Here is a 16,363-nt window from a genome sequence, read left to right on the forward strand (position 1 = left end):
GAGCGGGATGGTCCTTCGGCGTGGCCTGGACCGCGAGGCGCCCGACCTCCACCGCCTCGGTCACCAGGGCGACGTCTCCGGTCCGGTCGAACTGCGTCTGCAACGCGACGCCGAGGTCGGACAGGTATCCGGCGCGCGCGGGATGATCTTCGGCGGTGATCTGAACGGCCTGGCGCGTGAGGTCAACCGCCTCGGCCACCAGGGCGACGTCTCCGGTCCGGCGAACTGCATCCGCAACGCGATGCCGAGGTTGGCCAGCCGCCCGGCGAGGTCTGGGTCATTGTCGGTCGTGGTCAGCACCGCCAGTCGTGCGACGACGACCGCCTCGGTCACCATCCTCGCGTCCCCGACCCGCTCGGCCAGCATCCGCAACGTCCGGGCGAGGTTGCCCAGGAAACCGGCTTTGTCGGGGTGGTTTTCGGCGGCGGCGTCGGCGACCTGCCATCCGACATCCGCCGCTTCGTGCAGCAGAGCAACGTCGTCGGTCCGCTGGAACAGACTCTGCAACGCGACACCGAGGTTGTTCAAGCGCGCGGTTCTGTTTGGGTCGTCCTCGGCGGTGATCTGGACTGCCTGTCGCGCGACGTCGACCGCTTCGGCGAGCACGTCCGTGTCTCCGGTCTGCCCGAACAGTGTCTGCAGCGCGTTCCCGAGGGTGGTCAGCGACGTGGCTCTGCCGGGGTGGTCTTCGGCGGTGGTCTGGACTGCCTGTCGCGCGACGTCGACCGCTTCGGCGAGCAGGTCCGGGTCGCCGGTCCGCTCGAACAGACTTCGCAGGGCCACACCGAGGTTGCTCAGACACGCGGCGCGATCGGGGTCGTCTTCCGGGGTGCTGTGGAGTGCGCGGCGGAACATCTCGATCGCCTGGACCAGCAACGGCAGCTGTCCGCTCCGGTGGTAGCCCTCCAGCAGGTCCGCGGCACGTCCGGTCGCCGCCGCGGCATCGGCTTCGCTGTCGTCTGCCGTGTCGGCCTGGGCGAACAGCCAGCGCAGTTCATCGGGGACGCCCTGTGCCGCGACCCGATACACCGGCTCCAGGAACCGCACGGCGGCGGCGAAGTCCTCCTGGCCGCCGCCACCGGGCAGCAGCATCTGGTAGCGGTACCAATGGAAGGTCCCGAGCAAGTGGGACGCGTACAAGTCATCTTCGGGATCGCCTGCGGGGGCAAGGGCCGCGGCTTCCCTCAGGGTGTCGTCGGTCAGCAGCCAGGCTGCGCTCTCGGGGCCCACCGTCTGCCGCAAGCGGCGTTCGAGGTCCTGCAGCGCGACGTCACGGGCATCCACGTCTTCCGGTCCCTCCGGTGGCTTTGCGTAGTAGATAGCTGACGGACGCGAGGCGGCGCCGGACGAGACGACTTCTGCCGGACTGTGAGCACGGCCACATTATTTGGTCCCACTGCCACTGCATCCTCAGAGCCCTGTGAAACGTCTCGATACCGACAGTCCAGTTACTTCACTCCGGGGGACAGACTCATGCAGCGTTCGAACAAGGCCCTTGCTCTCTTCGCGGTCGGCACGGCGCTCGTCGCCACCATCGGCGGATGCGCCAGCCGGTCGGCGGCCGGCGGGCCCGCGGCCGGCTCGTCGGGGTCCGGCGGCGGTGTGCCGACGCAGACGGCTACGTCCGTGCCGACGTCCATGCCGACGGGTTCGGCGTCCGCGACCTCGTCCGCCGCGTCGTCCTCCAGCGGGTGGTCGTCCGGCGGCTCGGCGTCCAGCAGCGCCCCGTCCGGTGCCTCGTCGTCCTCGTCGGCGGCGCGCGCCGCCGCCTGCACCCCGAGCGACGTCACGATCTCGCTCGGCCACACCGGTGCGGCCAGCGGTCACGTCGGCGGTGCGCTCCTGTTCACCAACCACGGTTCGAGCACCTGTGAGCTCACCGGCTACCCGCGGGTCCAGGCCGCAGGAGGGCTGACGGCCGCCATCCAGCAGACCCCCGACGGCTACATCGGCGGCCTGGCCGACCCGTCGGCGAAGCCGCCGTACGTCGAGCTGGCCCCGGGCCAGGTCGCTTCCGCGGTGGTCGAGGGGTCGGACATCCCCATCCCGGCGACCGCCCACTGCTCCACCGTGCTGGGCTCCCTGGACCTGTGGCTCCCCGGCAGCGCCAACTCCGGCGCGCCCACCGTGATCTCCAACCCGGCGGGCACCTGCGCCGCGATCCAGATCCACCCGGTGGTCTCCGGCACGACCGGCCGCCAGGGCCAGTGAGGGGATCCGGTGCGCCGGGGCGGCTCGGCCGTCCGGCGCGCCGGATCGGCCGCTCAGCCGGCTAGCTGCTCAGTCCGTCTCGGGCGCCGTCGAGTATCGGGCCTCGACGCCGCCCAGAATCACCGCCAGCGCCGCCTCGAACTGCTCGTCCGGGGCGGCGAACTCCGCCACCGCGGTCATCCTGCTCAGGTGCGGGAAGTCACCGGTTTCCAGCAGGGACACCAGATACGGCCGCATCCGCATCCGCCAACTGTCGCGGTCGACGCCGGTCTGATCAGCGTTCTGCCGCTCGGTCAGCTCGGCCTGGACGGCGCCGCTGACCCAGGAGTAGACCAGGTTCAGGACGTCGCTCGCGTCCTCGATACTCAAGCCGGCGCCACCGAGCACGGCGAGGTCGCGCTCCATCCCGCGCAGGTAGTTGGGGCCGATTATCGGGCGGGTGGCCAGGAGCGGGGCCAGCCACGGGTGACGCAGGAAGCTCTCCCGGCGGCGGCGCGCCAGAATCGTCAGGTCGGCGCGCAGGTCGCCGCTTGGCTCCTGCGGCTCGAACCCGCTCGCCTCGTCGATCATCACCGCCCACAGGTCCTCCTTGGTGGGCAGGTACCGGTAGAGCGTCATCGCGCCGGAGCCGAGGTTCCTCGCGATGTTCCGCACGGAGGCCGCCTCCAGTCCCTCGGCGTCCGCGATCTTGATCGCTACGGCGGCGATCTCCTTGCGGCTGTGTGTCGGTGTCGGGCCACGCGTGGGCTTCTCGGGCTGCATCCAGATGATGGGCTTGGGATCCGACACGACGCCCAGCATAGCGCCGTTCGAGCCACTTGCGTACGCCGTACCCAGTTGGCTACCGTGAACCGCGTACGCCGTACCCAGTAGGGCGCCGCACCGGTTTCGGGAGAGGGCCATGGAACAAGCGATCGTCTATACAAGAGACCTGCGAAAGCAGTACGGGCAGGTCGAAGCGCTGGCCGGACTCGATCTGGCCATCGCGCCGAACCGGGTCTACGGCCTGCTGGGCCCCAACGGCGCCGGCAAGAGCACGACCGTGCGCATCCTGAGCACGCTGACCGAACCCGGCGGCGGGAAGGCCGTCGTCGCAGGGTTCGACGTCGCTCGGCAGCCCGGCGAGGTGCGCAGGGTGATCGGCGTGGCCGGCCAGGACGCCACGCTCGACGAGAAACTGACCGGCCGGGAGAACCTGCGGATCTTCGGCCGGCTGTCACGGCTCGGCCTGCGCGGATCCCGGCGCCGCGCGGACGAGCTGCTGGAGAGGTTCAGCCTCACCTCCGCCGCCGATCGGCTGACCGGAACTTACTCCGGCGGCATGCGTCGCAGGCTGGACCTGATCGCCAGCCTGCTGCGCGCGCCCCAGGTGCTCTTCCTCGACGAGCCGACCACCGGCCTGGACGTCCGCAGCCGGACGGAGATCTGGGACACCGTCCGCGAGCTGGTCGCCGACGGCGCGACGGTGCTGCTCACGAGCCAGTACCTGGAGGAGGTCGACCGACTCGCCTCGGCCGTCGGCGTCATCGACCGCGGCCGTCTGGTGGCCGAGGGCACCCCGGCCGAGCTCAAGGCGCAGATCGGGAGCCGTCTCGACGTCGTCGTGGAGTCGGCGGAGCACCTGGCGCGCGCCATGGAGGTCATGGAGCGGATGACCGGGCGCCGCCCCGAGGCCGACGCCGCCAACCTGCACATCGGGGTCGCGGCGCTGGATCCGGTGCCGACCCTGCCGCAGATCGTGCGGGAACTGGACGCCTCCGGAGCCGTGATCCGGGACGTCGGGATCCGCGAGCCGACCCTGGACGACGTCTTCCTCGCCGTGACCGGTAAACCCGCCGCACCGCGCGAGCCACGTGCCGCGATCGAGGCAGCCGCATGACAGTCTTCGTCGACGGCTGGACCCTGATCCACCGCAACCTGCTGCGGCTGCGTCACGAACCCGGAACCCTGCTCACCATCATGCTGATGCCCATGGTGTTCGTGGTCCTGTTCGGCTACGTGTTCGGCAGCTCGATCGGCATCGCGGGCTCCTCGAACTACCGCGAGTACATGATGCCGGGCCTGTTCGTCCTGGGTGCCGGAACCGCGCTGTCCTCGGCGATGGTGGACGTCGCCATGGACCAGGCGCGCGGCGCGATGGACCGCCTGCGCACGCTGCCGACCAACCGCGTGGCGATGCCGCTGGGCCAGGCCGGCGCCGAGGCCGTCATCGGGGCGTACGGCCTGGTGGTCATGATGCTGACCGGGCTGGTCGCCGGCTGGCGGATCCACGACGGCTTCGGGAAGGCGGTCGCGGCGTGCGCGCTGCTTCTGCTGTTCCGCTACACGCTGGCATGGGTCGGGACCTACCTCGGCCTGGCGATCCGTTCGGCGTCCACCGCGGCCGACCTGGCGCCGCTGACGTTGCCGCTGACCATGGTGTCCGACGCGTTCGTGCCGACGGACCGGATGCCGACCTGGCTGCGCGCGATCTGCGAGTGGAATCCGCTCAGCGCGCTGGCCACGGCTGCTCGATCGTTGTTCGGCGACCCCGGGGTTCCCGGCGTTCCGGGCGCCTCCGATGTCCCCGGCGTTCCCAGTCACGGCGCCGCGTGGCCGCTGACGCACTCGGTGACCGCGAGCCTGCTGTGGGCCGGGGCGCTGTTGGTGGTGTTCGTGCCGTTGTCGGCGCGCCGCTTCGCCCGAGCCGGGCTGTAGTCCCTGACTGGCGATGTTTGTGCCGTCAGGGTGCGTCGTCGAGGCCCGCTACGCTACGCAGCCTGAAATCCAGGTAGATCCTTCTCGAGATAGCGGGCATCGGTATGAGGGCTATGACAAACAAGTCGAAGGTCTACCCAGCGGTCATGGCCGTGCTGCTTCTTGGTTTGGCCGGTTGCTCCTCCTCAGCCGGTGCGGCGGCGCCGAACGCGGCGGCCGCCACCAGCGCCGCTGATGCCTCGGCCACGACATCCGACACCTCGGTGACGGCACCCGACACCTCGATCAGTTCCACCGGCGGCGTCGCCACGACGGCGGACGGCAGTGCCGCGACGACCGGCGGCGCCGACGCTCCGGCGCGGACCGACGACGCGTGTACCTTTCTGAGCTCCGACCAGGTGGCTGCGGCGGTCGGCACCGAGGGCCCGTACACCGGCGCGCACGAGGACCCCGCCTCCGACGGCAGCGCGGTGTGGGGTTGCACGTGGGGGACCCACACCTCCTATGCCGACATCAGGGAGGTGACGGCTGACACCTTCGCCTCGACGCCCGATCCCTCGGCCATCACCACGGCATCGGTCAGTGGCATCGGCGACAAGGCCAGGCTCGACACGATGAACCCCGACGGACGGAACCCCGAGATCTTCTTCGCGGTCGGCGGCCGCTACTACAACCTGAGCGTGGTCGTCAGCAGGAGTGAGCTGGGGGCGGAAAACGCCGCGCAGGAGCAGAGCGCCGAGCGGGCGCTCGCGAAGCTCTTGGTGCCGAAGCTGTCCTCATGACCCTGGAGCCCTGAGTACCAGGTACCCGTCGAGGCGCAGCACCCGGTCGGTGTCCGGGTCGGGAGGAAGCGGATGCCCGAGCGCCTCGGCGCGGACCTCCCCGATCCACTGGTCGTGTTGGTACTCGTGGTTGATCAGCGCGGTCAGCAGGTGCGTCGCGACCACCGTCATCTGCCCCGGGGCCGCGACCCGGCCGCCGGCGATGTCGCTCATGCGCGCGTGTACGCGCTCGGCGACGGTCTCGCGGAAGGCGGTGAGCCGCTTGATGGTCGGCAGCGCTCCGCGGAAGCGTTCCGGTTGCGCGGAGTCCATCAGGGCGTCGAGTTCGAGGTCGGGGCTGGGCTCGGCGGCGGTCAGGTTGCGGATCATGAAGTGCGCGACGTGCGCCTGGTGCCCGAGGTGCCAGCCGATCGCGCTGGAGTTCTCGTGCGGGCGCCAGGTGACCTCGTCGGGGCTGAGGTCCTTCCACAGCTCGTCGGTGTAGGTCCGGGCGCGGTCGTACTCGGCGAGCAGTGCTGCTACCTCGTGCATGGGGTCCGTCCGTCTCGGTCGACATCCGGTGCGGCGTTGCGCGGCACCTACCGAGACGTACCCACCGGCGTGAGCTGAGGCGACGATTCCCTCGTGACTGCGTCGCCACCGCCCCCGGCGCCCCCGACGCCCGCCCGGGGCCGATCCCGCCGCAAGCTCAGGAACGCCAGACACAACCCGACCAGCGTCAGCGCCACCCCGGCCCAAGCCGCCGAAAGGTACCCGAACCCGGCCCCGATGACGGCCCCGCCGATCCCCGCCCCGGCCGCGTTGGCGACGTTCATCGCCGACTGGTTGACCGCGGCTCCCATCAACTGCGCTCCGGGCGCCGCCATTATCAGCTGCGCTTGCAGCGGAGGCGCGATGAACAAGGCCGCGGTCCCGACCAGGAAGGCGCTGACGAACAACCCCACGGGGTTGTGCGCCGCCAGCGTGAACAGCAGTACGGCCGCCGCCACACCCGAGAAGCCGAGCAGGATGCTGCGTCGCAGGTTCCGGTCGGCCGCGATCCCGCCGAGTGCGTTGCCCACGGTCATCCCGACGCCCATCACCGCCAGCACCCACGGCACCGCCGACGTGGACAGCCCGGCCACGTGCGTGGTCACCGGCGCGATGTAGCTGTTCACCGCGAAGAAGCCGCTGGAGCCGATCGCGACGAAGGCCGTGATCAGCCACACCTTCGGCAGCCGGAACGCCGCCAACTCCGCCCGCGGCGAACCGCCCGGCGCGGCCGGCATCTCCGGGACCGCCGCGAACACCGCGAGCAGCGTCACCGCGAACAGCCCGGCCACCGCGAGGTACCCGGCACGCCAGCCGGCCGTCTGGCCGAGCAGCGTGATGAGCGGCACGCCGAAGATGTTCGCCGTGGTCAGCCCGCCCAGCACCACCGCGAACCCGCGCCCCTCGTTGCCGGGGCCGAGCAGCGCGGCGGCCAGCAGGCCGGCCGCGCCGAAGTACGCGCCGTGCGCCAGCGCCGCCACGAAGCGCGCGACCAGCAGCAGGCCGAAGGAGGGCGCCAGCGCCGAAGCGGTGGTGCCGATGACGAACAGCGCCAGCAGCCCGAGGACGAGCCGGCGGCGCGGGACGCGTGCGGTCGACGCGGCGATGGTGGGCGCGCCGACGACCACGCCGAGGGCGTAGCTGGTGATCATCCAGCCCGCCTTGGCGATCGCGTCCGGCGAGGACCGCGCGTAGTCGGCGGGCAGCAGGTCGTGCGCCACGTCCGGCAACAACCCCATGGCCACGAACTCGGTCAGCCCGAGGCAGAAGCCGCCGAGGGCGAGGGCGAGCAGGGCCATCCGTCGGCGGCCGGGACTGATCACTGGGAGCTCCACGATCCGAAACTATAGAACGTTCTAGTTAACCTGCCTAGAACGTTCTAGTAATGGCGGTAGGCTTCCGGCATGCAGTCAGGGGAGCGCCGGCCGACACTCGCCGACGTCGCCGCCGAGGCGGGGGTCTCGGTCGCGCTGGTGTCGATCGTGATGCGGGGGGTGCCGGGCGCGAGCGAGGCCACCCGGCAGCGGGTGCGGGAGGTGGCCGCACGCCTCGGCTACCAGCCCGACAGCCGGGCCCGGCGCCTGCGCAGCGGCGAGAGCCGGCTGCTGGGGGTGGTGTTCGACGTCAGACACCCGTTCCACCACGACATGCTCACCGGCCTGTACGAGGCGGCCGCCAAGGTGGACTACGAGCTGGCGCTGAGCGCGGTCACCCCCCGGCGCGACGAACGCACCGCGATCGACGACCTGCTGCGCGACCGCTGCGCGGCGCTGATCGCGATCGGCCCGCAGCTGCCGGCGGGGGAGTTGGACCAGCTCACCGCCCGGCTTCCGGTGGTCGCGGTGTTCCGCCACGTTCACAAGCGCGGCGTGGACGTCGTGCGTACCGACGACGAACGCGGCCTGTGGCTGGCCGTCGACCACCTCGTCGAGCTGGGCCACCGGAGCATCGTGCACGTCGACGGCGGCCGGACCGCGGCCTCGGCCGAGCGGCGCCGGGGCTACCTGGACGCGATGCGGCGGCACGGTCTTGAGGAGTACGCGCGCGTGCTGGCCGGCGGGTTCGGCGAGGAGGAGGGCGCCCGCGCCGCCCGGGAACTGCTGGCCGGCCCGGTGCCCACCGCGATCGCCATGTTCAACGACCTGAGCGCGGCCGGCATGCTCGACGTGCTGCGCCGCAGCGGCCTGACCGTCCCGGACGAGGTCAGCGTGGTGGGCTACGACGACGCCAGCTTCAGCCGGCTCGGCCACATCGACCTGACCACGGTCGCCCAGGACGTCGAGGCGCTGGCCACGCTGGCGGTCGCGCGGGCGATCGCGCGCCTGGACGGCGCGCCGGTGGCCCAGCGCGAGGTCACCGTCGACCCGCACCTGGTGGTCCGGGGCACGACCGGTCCCCCGCCCAAGACCGCTGCGTAGCGCGGGTGGCCATGGACACGCCAAGCCACGGGAAGGGTGAGCACCTACCCTGTTGTTATAGGTGGGGCAGACCCAAAACCCACTGTCCAGCGAAGGAAGAGGAATAGCGATGGCCACCGAGAAGGCGATTCTCGCCGGAGGCTGCTTCTGGGGCATGGAGGAGCTCATCCGCCACCAGCCCGGGGTCGTTTCCACCCGCGTCGGCTACTCCGGCGGCGACACGCCGAACGCGACCTACCGCAACCACGGTGACCACGCGGAGTCGATCGAGATCGGCTACGACCCCGAGAAGACCGACTACCGGGCCCTGCTGGAGTTCTTCTTCCAGATCCACGACCCGACGACGGTCGACCGCCAGGGCAACGACCTGGGCCGCAGCTACCGGTCCGCGATCTACTACCTGAACGACGAGCAGCACCGCGTCGCCGTCGACACCATCGCCGACGTCGAGGCCTCCGGCCTGTGGCCGGGCAAGGTCGTCACCGAGGTCGAGCCGGCCGGCGACTTCTGGGAGGCCGAGCCGGAGCACCAGGACTACCTGCAGAACTACCCGAACGGGTACACGTGCCACTACCCGCGGCCGAACTGGAAGCTGCCGCGGCGCGCGGAGGCGTAGGTAGAGGCGTAGGCACAAGCGCACGTAGCAATTTCGGCCCCGAGCCCGGGCAGCCGTCGCGGTGACCACCGCGGGGGGAAGCCCGGGCTCGTTGCTGCCACCAGCGAATGGCGAACCTTCCGGAGGCCTCGAACGGCCCAGCGCCCCGCCGACACCCTTCGCGCCTCTTTACCAACGAGTGAACCCGGCAGCAGTCTGGTACGTGTCACCGAGAGCGGTCAGAGTTCTTCCTCCCTCCCAATCGGAGCCCATGATGTGGATTCGCGGCGCTGTCGGCATCGTCCTGATCGTGATCGGGGGCGTGTGGATCGCTCAGGGTTCCGGCAAGATGCACGGGTCGTCGATGACCGGGCACTCCCAGTACACCGGGCTCGGCGTGGTGGTGGTCCTGGTCGGGCTGGGCCTGCTCGCGTGGGCCTGGCGGGTGCGGAGCCGGGGTTCCCGGTAGCCGATGGAGACATCTGCTGAGCCCGGTGCCGGGCGCCGACGCGGGTCCTGGCTGGTCGGCGGTCCGGTGGGTGTGCTGACCGGCGGCGTGATCGGGCTGCTCGCCGCGGCCGTGGGCGTCGCAGCGGGCGAATTCGGCGCGGCCCTGTCCGCCGCGTTCGGTGCCAGCGCCCCGAAGGCGGCGGTCGTCGCGGTCGGGGAGTGGGCCATCGAGCTGAGCCCGGCATGGCTCAGGGAGGCGGCGATCCGGAACTTCGGCTCGCACGACAAGACCGCGCTGCTCACCGGCGTCTACATCACGATCGGTGTCCTGTCGGTGATCACCGGCGTCGTGGCCCGTCGGTACCTGGACGTCGGGACCGGCCTGGCCGCCGCCTTCGGCCTGCTCGGGCTGGTCGCGGCGGTCACCCGGCCGGTCGTCGGCGTCGGTTCCTGGTTCCCGGCGCTGCTGGCCGGCGCGGCCACTGTCATCGTGCTGCGCCAGCTCACGCTCTGGAGTCTGCAACCGACCGTCTCCGGCTCAGCCGCCGACCCCAACGAACGCCGCCGCTTCCTCGTGACGTTGTTCGGCACCGGAGCCGGCGCCCTGATCGGCGGCTTCGGCAGCCGAGCGTGGCTCAACTCCCGCTACAACGTCGCCCCGGCGCGCGCCGCCGTCGTCCTGCCCGAGGCGGCCACGCCGCTGCCCCAAGTGCCCGCCTCGGTCCACCCGGCCATCCCCGACCTGGAGCCCTTCTTCACCCCGAACGCCCAGTTCTACCGCGTCGACACGGCCCTGACGGTCCCGCAGGTCGACCCGCACGAGTGGATGCTGCGGATCCACGGCATGGTGGACCGGCCGTTCTCGGTGAGCTTCGCGGACCTGCTCAGGATGCCGCTCGAAGAGCACGACCTCACGCTGACCTGCGTCTCGAACACCATCGGCGGTCCCTACTGCGGCAACGCCCGATGGCTCGGCGCGCCGCTGGCCCCGCTGCTCCGGCAGGCCGGCGTCCAGGCCGGGGCGGACCAGATCCTGTCCACGTCCTTCGACGGCATGACCATCGGCACCCCGGTGGAGGCGGTGCTCGACGGCCGCCAGGCGATGCTCGCCGTCGCCATGAACGGCCAGACGCTGCCGGTCGAGCACGGCTTCCCGTGCCGGATGCTGGTGCCGGGCCTGTACGGATACGTCTCGGCGACCAAGTGGGTCGTCGACCTCGAACTCACCACCTTCGCCAAGGCCGCCGGCTTCTGGGTGGGCGAGGGCTGGGCGCAGCAGGCGCCGGTGAAGACCGCCTCCCGCATCGACGTCCCGGGAACGGGAGCGACCCTGGCGGCCGGCACGATCGCCGTCGCCGGCGTCGCCTGGGCCACGCACCGCGGCGTCGCCGGCGTCGAGGTGCAGGTCGACAAGGGCCCGTGGGTGACGGCGGACCTGGCGGCCGCCGACACCCCGGACACCTGGCGGCAGTGGTCTTACCCGTGGCACGCGACGCCGGGCCGGCACACCCTGACGGTCCGCTGCACCGACGGGACGGGGACGCTGCAGACGCCGGTGGTTCAGGACACGCTTCCGGACGGGGCCACCGGCTACCACAGCATTCAGGTCACGATCGACTGATAGCGCGCGGCGACGTCGGCCCAGTCGACGATGGACCACAGCTTGCTGACGTAGTCCGGCCGGACGTTGCGGTACTGCAGGTAGTACGCGTGCTCCCACGCGTCGAAGACCAGCAGCGGGGTCATGCCGGTGGCGACGTTGCCGTGGTGGTCGTAGACCTGGGTCACGATCAGCCGGTCGGCCAGCGGTTCGTGCGCCAGCACGCCCCAGCCGGAGCCCTGCACGCCGGTGGTGGCGGCGGTGAGCTGCGTCTTGAACGCCTCGAACGAGCCGAAGTCGCGCTCGATGGCCGTGGCCAGGGCCCCGTCGGGCTTGTCGCCGCCGTCCGGGGACAGGTTCCGCCAGAACAGCGAGTGCAGCACGTGCCCGGAGGTGTGGAACGCGAGCGTCTTCTCCAGCCCGACCAGGCCGCCGAACTGCTCCTTGTCCCGGGCCTCGGCCAGCTGCTCCAGGGTGTCGTTGGCGCCCTTGACGTAGGCGGCGTGGTGTTTGGCGTGGTGCAGCTCCAGGATCTCCCCGGTGATCGCCGGCTCCAACGCCGAGTAGTCGTACGGCAGGTCAGGCAACGTATAGACAGCCACGAAGGCACCCTTTCAGTTCCGGACAGCGCTGTGCGGCGCGAACCGTCCTCCCGCGGGATCGCGGTCATCACGTTGTCCGGCCCGCGCCGACTCCAGCTTATTGCGAATATCTCGCAGTTGCATGCTCTTCGCAACTGCGAGATTCAGATCGCCACCGCGATGTGCGGCCGACCGGTGATCGGATGCGAGCCCACATGCGCCCGAACACCGAACACCTCCCGGATGAGCGCCGGAGTCAGCGTCTCCGACGGCGCCCCGTTCGCGACCACCGCACCGTCCCGCAGGACCACGACCCGGTCGGCCAGGCTCGCCGCGTGGTCGAGGTCGTGCAGCGCGGCGAGCAGCGTCAGGCCGAGGTCCCGTACCAGCTCCAGCAGCTCCAACTGGGAGCGGATGTCCAGGTGGTTGGTCGGCTCGTCCAGCACCAGCAGCGGCGCCTGCTGCGCCAGCGCCCGCGCCAGCAGCACCCGCTGGCGCTCGCCGCCGGACAACGTGGTCACCAGCCGATCCGCGGCCCAGCTCAGCCCGACGCGCTCCAGCGCCTCCCCGACGATCGACGCGTCGCCGTCCCCGGGACGCTGCCACGAGCGCAGGTGCGGCGTCCGGCCCATCCCGACCACCTCGGCGGCGGTGAACTCGCTCCCTGCGTCGCCATGCTGGGGCAGCACCGCGCGCCGCAGCGCGGCCTCGCGCGGACGCAGCCGCCGCAGATCGTCGCCGCCGAGGAACACCGCGCCGGCCCTGGGTCGCAGGGTCCGGTAGACGGTGCGCAGCAGCGTCGACTTGCCGCTGCCGTTCGGTCCGACCAGCGCGACGAGTTCGCCGGGGGCGATCCGCAGATCGACGTCGGACAGGATCGGGCGGGTGTCGATGTCGACACACACGCCCTTCAGCTCCAGCTGCATTCAGCCACCCGCCCTGGCGGTGCGGCGGCGGAGCAGCCACAGGAAGAACGGGGCGCCCAGCACGGTGGTGACCAGGCCGACCGGAAGCTCGTCCGGCCGGTTCAGCGTGCGGGCGACGAGATCGACGAGCACCAGGAACACCGCTCCCGCCAAAGCCGCGACCGGCAGGACCCTGCGATGGTCGGCCCCGACGGCGAATCGCGTCATGTGCGGCACCATCAGCCCGACGAACCCGATTCCGCCGACCACCGACACGATCGACGCGGTCAGCAGCGACCCGATGACCAGCAGCAGCGCACGTTGTGCCGCCACCGGGACGCCGAGACCGGCGGCGGCGTCCTCCCCGGCGGAGAGCGCGTTGAGGCGCCGCCCCTGCGCCAGCAGGACCGCGAGACAGAGGACGATGACCGCGGTCGGAAGCCCGAGATCGCTCCACTTCGCGCCTGCCAGGCTGCCCATGAGCCAGAACATCATGCCCTGCAACTCCGTCGGATTCAGGCGCAGCTGGAGATAGGTGGTCACTCCGTTGCCCAGATAGCCGACGGCGATCCCGGCGAGCACCAACCACGAGTCCAGAAGCCGGCCGCCGCGCTGCGCCAGCAGATAGACGGCGACCACGGTGAGCAGCGCGGTCACGAAAGCAGCTCCGGTCTGGCCGAGCCCGCCGACCACCCCTCCGGCGACCGCGATACCGACCGCCCCCAACGACGCGCCCGAGGAGACGCCGAGGATGTAGGGGTCTGCCAGCGGATTGCGGACCAGGGCCTGAAAGGCGACGCCCGCCACCGAAAGCCCCGCGCCGGCCACCGCCGCCAACAGCACCCGCGGCACCCGGATCTGCCACACGATCTGGTCCCGCAGCGGATCGGTGGTCCCGGTGTGGAAGAGGTGCGCCCCGACCACGCGCCAGACGGCGCCGAGCGGCTCGTTCACCGATCCGAGCGAGATCCCGATCGCGGCGGCGCCGACGAGGGCCACGGCCAACGCCGCGAGCAGGACTCCGAACGGGATTCCGGACAGCAGGTGCGGGCCGCGCCGTCGCCGCGTGGGGCGCCGCGCCAGGCGACGTGCGGGGCGAAGTGCGAGGCCATGCGCCGGGGTCACGGCTTCGGCGCCCTCAGTCGTGGTCCCGGCTGCGGCCTCAGCCACCGTCTCAGCCGCAGCCTCAGCCACCGCCTCAGCAGCCGTCTCAGCCACGGCCCCGGATCACCTTCGAGATCTTCTCCACAGCCCACGCGTTCATCGGACCCAGATACACGCCGTCGGACGCCACGGCGTAGGTCCTGGTCTTCGAGGCGTTCCACTGCGGATACGCGGCGAACAGCTTCGCCGCCTCCGCGTCCGGCTTCTCGCTCGGCGTGAACTCGCCGACGACCAGGACGTCCACGTCGGCGGCGGCGAGCTGTTCGGCGTTGAGGGTGCGCGTGGTGTCGGAGTCCTTGCCGGCGAAGGAGTTCACGCCGCCGGCCGCGGCGATCACCTTGTCGTAGATGCCGCCGGTCATGATCGCGGGCAGGCCGTTGGCGTTCATCATCGACATGCCGGGGTAGGCGATCAGCACCTTCTTGGGCGGCGTTCCGGGGTTCGACTTCTGCACCGCGTCGATCCGGTCGCGCAGCTCGGTGACCTGGTCGGCGGCCCGCTGCTGGACGTCGAAGATCCGGCCGAGCAGGGTCATGAAGTCGAAGGAGGAGTCGATGCCCTGGGTCGCCAAGGCCTTCTTCTCGGCGCCGGTGGCGTTCGGATCGCCTTGAGCGCAGTTGGTCGGGTTCACCAGGCTGTTGATCCCGGCCGCGGCGAGCTGTCCCCGAGTGGCCATGCCGTTCTTGGCGTCGAAGCCGCCGGCCCAGGTGGACACGACGAGGTCCGGCCTGGCGGCGAGGACCTGTTCGGCGGGGACGTCGAAGTTCTTGTTCATCGTCAGGCCGCCGGTGGGGAGTGCGTCGATCTTCGCGACCATCTCCGGGTCGTCGGAGACGCCGTAGTGCTGGGCGTCGGCCAGGATCGTCTTGTCCAGGCCGAGCATGATGAAGCTCTCGACCTCGCCGACCGATGTGCCGTTCAGGATCAGGACCCGGCTCGGCGCCTTCTGGAACGTGATCTTCTGGCCGCAGTTGTCGATGGTCAGCGGGTAGGCGGTCCTGGCCGGCGTTGTCGTCGGCGGCTGCGTGCCGGTGATGCCTGCCGAGTTTCCGGCGGCCGTCCCGGACGACGCGCTGCTCCCACACGCGGTGGTGAGCGACGCCAGCAGCGCGAACGCTGCCGTGCCGACAAGGAAGGCCCGCCCCGAGAGTTTCATCCTGTGCTCCACGGAAGGAGTAGTCGGGGCGGGCCGCGCTTCAGTTCCCGAGCGAGGCGACCAACGTGCTGCGGGCCCGGGACACGCGGGACCGGACGGTCCCGATCGGGGTTCCGATCACGAGGGCGGCCTCGTCGTACGGCAGGCCGACCATCGCGGTCAGCACGAACGCCGTCCGGCGGTCCTCGGGCAGCGCGGCGACCAACTGGGCCAGCACCACGCCCTCCTCGAAGCCGGGCAGCCCGTCGGGCTGCGCACGCTCGGCCGCGCCCAGCCAGTCGTCGGTGTCCGCGAGCCGCGGCCGGGCCGAGGCCCGGCGGATGCGGTCGACGACGGTGCGCCGGGCGATCGCGCGCAGCCAGGTCTGCGCCGACGACCGGCCCTGGAAGGCCGGCAGCGCACGCAGGACCCGCAGGTACGTGTCCTGCGTGAGGTCGTCGGCGTCCTGCGGGCTGCCGCTCAGGCGCACGACGTAGCGGCGCACGTCGGGCCTGGTCGCCTGGATGAAGCGCTCGACGGCGGCCGGGTCGCCGTCCCGGGCGGCCAGGGCCAGCGCGTCGACGTCGGCTTGATCGACCGGGTGTTTCAGCGCAGGGGTCATCACCGTGTGTCCTTGCTGGAGAAAAAGAGACACGGCGACGCGGGATCACGTCGCCGGACAGGGCCGTCTACCGGACGGCGACCCCGGCCGGCGGCCCGCGGGAGATGATGACGTGGACGAGCAGGAGCTGGCGCAGCGGCGCAGCACTCTGGCTCACAACCGGCACACTGGGCGCCTGCGGCACGGGAACAACCACCCGGAACAGCAGCGCCAGCGGCGGGAGAAGGAAGGTCGCCGCCGAAGCCAGCAACCGGAAGACCGCGCGTTCACCGGTCGCGAGCCAGAGGCCTACTACGGTGGCGGCGGCGAGGTGCGCGGTAAGCATCCCCCAACTGTCGGAGCCGAGGAAGCCCGGGTCTGAGGACATGCCAGGCATGGTCATTCCGGCCATGGCCGGTGCGGGAGACAGGACCTGGCCGACTTCGAACCAGACGTGCAGCCCGGCTTGGGCACCGATCGTCAAGGCGACGACATGGACGATGCCGCGCTGTTTCGCAGAGAGCAGCCAGGCCAGCCCGAAAGTCGCCTCACCGGCGATGGCCAGCGCCCACCACGGCACCGACCGCCCGGACATCGACAAGTGCGCGGCCGTGGCCAGCAGCGTGCACACGGCCGCGAACATCGCAGACCGCACGGCGCGCAGTCCCCAGTCGACACTCATGACGGTGCCATC

General features: G+C 71.1%; 18 protein-coding genes. 8 read left to right on the forward strand and 10 right to left on the reverse strand.

The genetic code is table 11. The features are described from left to right. Positions 1-60: 60 nt before the first annotated feature. Positions 61-1,284 carry a tetratricopeptide repeat protein gene (locus ABH920_RS25395; RefSeq protein ID WP_370351623.1) on the reverse strand — a complete coding sequence of 408 codons (1,224 nt, stop codon included), beginning with the start codon at positions 1,282-1,284 and terminating at the stop codon, positions 61-63. 189 nt (positions 1,285-1,473) lie between these two features. On the opposite strand from ABH920_RS25395, the gene ABH920_RS25400 reads away from it, so the two are divergent. Further along, entirely contained in the window at positions 1,474-2,211 is a 738-nt protein-coding gene (locus tag ABH920_RS25400) for a DUF4232 domain-containing protein (protein ID WP_370351624.1), read from the forward strand. Positions 2,212-2,280: 69 nt separating this feature from the next. Here the strand turns inward: ABH920_RS25400 and ABH920_RS25405 are convergent, their stop codons facing one another. Beyond that, a complete protein-coding gene (locus tag ABH920_RS25405) occupies positions 2,281-3,000 on the reverse strand; it encodes a TetR/AcrR family transcriptional regulator C-terminal domain-containing protein (protein ID WP_370351625.1) in 720 nt (239 codons plus the stop codon). A gap of 112 nt (positions 3,001-3,112) precedes the next feature. Between ABH920_RS25405 and ABH920_RS25410 the strand changes: the two genes are divergently transcribed. From ABH920_RS25410 to ABH920_RS25420, 3 genes are all read left to right on the forward strand, one after another. Further along, positions 3,113-4,090, forward strand: coding sequence for an ATP-binding cassette domain-containing protein (locus ABH920_RS25410; protein ID WP_370351626.1), 978 nt, complete (start codon positions 3,113-3,115; stop codon positions 4,088-4,090). Then, positions 4,087-4,908 (forward strand): ABC transporter permease, encoded by an 822-nt coding sequence (locus tag ABH920_RS25415; RefSeq protein WP_370351627.1) that lies wholly within the window; start codon positions 4,087-4,089, stop codon positions 4,906-4,908. The genes ABH920_RS25410 and ABH920_RS25415 overlap by 4 nt, the downstream gene beginning before the upstream one ends. Positions 4,909-5,021: 113 nt before the next feature. After that, entirely contained in the window at positions 5,022-5,690 is a 669-nt protein-coding gene (locus tag ABH920_RS25420; RefSeq protein ID WP_370351628.1) for a hypothetical protein, read from the forward strand. Here the strand turns inward: ABH920_RS25420 and ABH920_RS25425 are convergent. Further along, a complete protein-coding gene (locus ABH920_RS25425) occupies positions 5,685-6,221 on the reverse strand; it encodes a DinB family protein (protein ID WP_370351629.1) in 537 nt (178 codons plus the stop codon). The genes ABH920_RS25420 and ABH920_RS25425 overlap by 6 nt on opposite strands. Positions 6,222-6,268: 47 nt before the next feature. Beyond that, entirely contained in the window at positions 6,269-7,519 is a 1,251-nt protein-coding gene (locus tag ABH920_RS25430) for an MFS transporter (RefSeq protein ID WP_370351712.1), read from the reverse strand. 105 nt (positions 7,520-7,624) lie between these two features. Between ABH920_RS25430 and ABH920_RS25435 the strand changes: the two genes are divergently transcribed. The 4 genes from ABH920_RS25435 (at position 7,625) to ABH920_RS25450 (ending at position 11,304) form a co-directional block, all read left to right on the forward strand. Continuing rightward, a complete protein-coding gene (locus tag ABH920_RS25435; RefSeq protein ID WP_370351630.1) occupies positions 7,625-8,638 on the forward strand; it encodes a LacI family DNA-binding transcriptional regulator in 1,014 nt (337 codons plus the stop codon). Positions 8,639-8,747: 109 nt separating this feature from the next. Continuing rightward, positions 8,748-9,254, forward strand: a complete 507-nt coding sequence (msrA, locus tag ABH920_RS25440) for a peptide-methionine (S)-S-oxide reductase MsrA (protein WP_370351631.1) — start codon at positions 8,748-8,750, stop codon at positions 9,252-9,254. Positions 9,255-9,507: 253 nt separating this feature from the next. Beyond that, a complete protein-coding gene (locus ABH920_RS25445) occupies positions 9,508-9,702 on the forward strand; it encodes a hypothetical protein (protein WP_370351632.1) in 195 nt (64 codons plus the stop codon). Positions 9,703-9,705: 3 nt separating this feature from the next. Further along, positions 9,706-11,304 (forward strand): molybdopterin-dependent oxidoreductase, encoded by a 1,599-nt coding sequence (locus tag ABH920_RS25450; protein ID WP_370351633.1) that lies wholly within the window; start codon positions 9,706-9,708, stop codon positions 11,302-11,304. Here ABH920_RS25450 and ABH920_RS25455 read toward each other — a convergent pair. The 6 genes from ABH920_RS25455 to ABH920_RS25480 all read right to left on the reverse strand — a co-directional run bounded on the left by ABH920_RS25455 (position 11,286) and on the right by ABH920_RS25480 (position 16,351). Next, complete coding sequence (locus tag ABH920_RS25455; RefSeq protein ID WP_370351634.1) at positions 11,286-11,885, reverse strand: superoxide dismutase; 600 nt, start codon at positions 11,883-11,885, stop codon at positions 11,286-11,288. The two genes, ABH920_RS25450 and ABH920_RS25455, sit on opposite strands and share 19 nt — an antisense overlap. A gap of 143 nt (positions 11,886-12,028) precedes the next feature. Continuing rightward, entirely contained in the window at positions 12,029-12,790 is a 762-nt protein-coding gene (locus ABH920_RS25460) for an ABC transporter ATP-binding protein (protein WP_370351635.1), read from the reverse strand. Further along, positions 12,791-13,786, reverse strand: coding sequence for a FecCD family ABC transporter permease (locus ABH920_RS25465; protein WP_370351713.1), 996 nt, complete (start codon positions 13,784-13,786; stop codon positions 12,791-12,793). It abuts the gene before it with no gap. A 193-nt stretch (positions 13,787-13,979) separates the two neighbouring features. Beyond that, the gene (locus ABH920_RS25470; protein WP_370351636.1) at positions 13,980-15,089 is read right to left on the reverse strand and encodes an ABC transporter substrate-binding protein; all 1,110 of its coding nucleotides are present in this window, start codon (positions 15,087-15,089) and stop codon (positions 13,980-13,982) included. 40 nt (positions 15,090-15,129) lie between these two features. Beyond that, entirely contained in the window at positions 15,130-15,690 is a 561-nt protein-coding gene (locus ABH920_RS25475; RefSeq protein ID WP_370351637.1) for a sigma-70 family RNA polymerase sigma factor, read from the reverse strand. Between the two features lie 67 nt (positions 15,691-15,757). Next, on the reverse strand, positions 15,758-16,351 hold the full coding sequence (locus ABH920_RS25480) for a hypothetical protein (RefSeq protein WP_370351638.1): 594 nt from the start codon (positions 16,349-16,351) through the stop codon (positions 15,758-15,760). Between the last annotated feature and the right edge of the window lie 12 nt (positions 16,352-16,363).

The organism is Catenulispora sp. EB89 (assembly GCF_041261445.1).
Classification (GTDB): domain Bacteria; phylum Actinomycetota; class Actinomycetes; order Streptomycetales; family Catenulisporaceae; genus Catenulispora.

Coding starts and splice junctions, on each gene's coding strand:
- ABH920_RS25400 (WP_370351624.1), top strand. CDS start 1,474: ATGCAGCGTTCGAACAAGGCCCTTGCTCTCTTCGCGGTCGGCACGGCG.
- ABH920_RS25410 (WP_370351626.1), top strand. CDS start 3,113: ATGGAACAAGCGATCGTCTATACAAGAGACCTGCGAAAGCAGTACGGG.
- ABH920_RS25415 (WP_370351627.1), top strand. CDS start 4,087: ATGACAGTCTTCGTCGACGGCTGGACCCTGATCCACCGCAACCTGCTG.
- ABH920_RS25420 (WP_370351628.1), top strand. CDS start 5,022: ATGACAAACAAGTCGAAGGTCTACCCAGCGGTCATGGCCGTGCTGCTT.
- ABH920_RS25425 (WP_370351629.1), bottom strand. CDS start 6,221: ATGCACGAGGTAGCAGCACTGCTCGCCGAGTACGACCGCGCCCGGACC.
- ABH920_RS25430 (WP_370351712.1), bottom strand. CDS start 7,519: ATGGCCCTGCTCGCCCTCGCCCTCGGCGGCTTCTGCCTCGGGCTGACC.
- ABH920_RS25435 (WP_370351630.1), top strand. CDS start 7,625: ATGCAGTCAGGGGAGCGCCGGCCGACACTCGCCGACGTCGCCGCCGAG.
- msrA (WP_370351631.1), top strand. CDS start 8,748: ATGGCCACCGAGAAGGCGATTCTCGCCGGAGGCTGCTTCTGGGGCATG.
- ABH920_RS25445 (WP_370351632.1), top strand. CDS start 9,508: ATGTGGATTCGCGGCGCTGTCGGCATCGTCCTGATCGTGATCGGGGGC.
- ABH920_RS25450 (WP_370351633.1), top strand. CDS start 9,706: ATGGAGACATCTGCTGAGCCCGGTGCCGGGCGCCGACGCGGGTCCTGG.
- ABH920_RS25460 (WP_370351635.1), bottom strand. CDS start 12,790: ATGCAGCTGGAGCTGAAGGGCGTGTGTGTCGACATCGACACCCGCCCG.
- ABH920_RS25470 (WP_370351636.1), bottom strand. CDS start 15,089: ATGAAACTCTCGGGGCGGGCCTTCCTTGTCGGCACGGCAGCGTTCGCG.
- ABH920_RS25475 (WP_370351637.1), bottom strand. CDS start 15,690: ATGACCCCTGCGCTGAAACACCCGGTCGATCAAGCCGACGTCGACGCG.
- ABH920_RS25480 (WP_370351638.1), bottom strand. CDS start 16,351: ATGAGTGTCGACTGGGGACTGCGCGCCGTGCGGTCTGCGATGTTCGCG.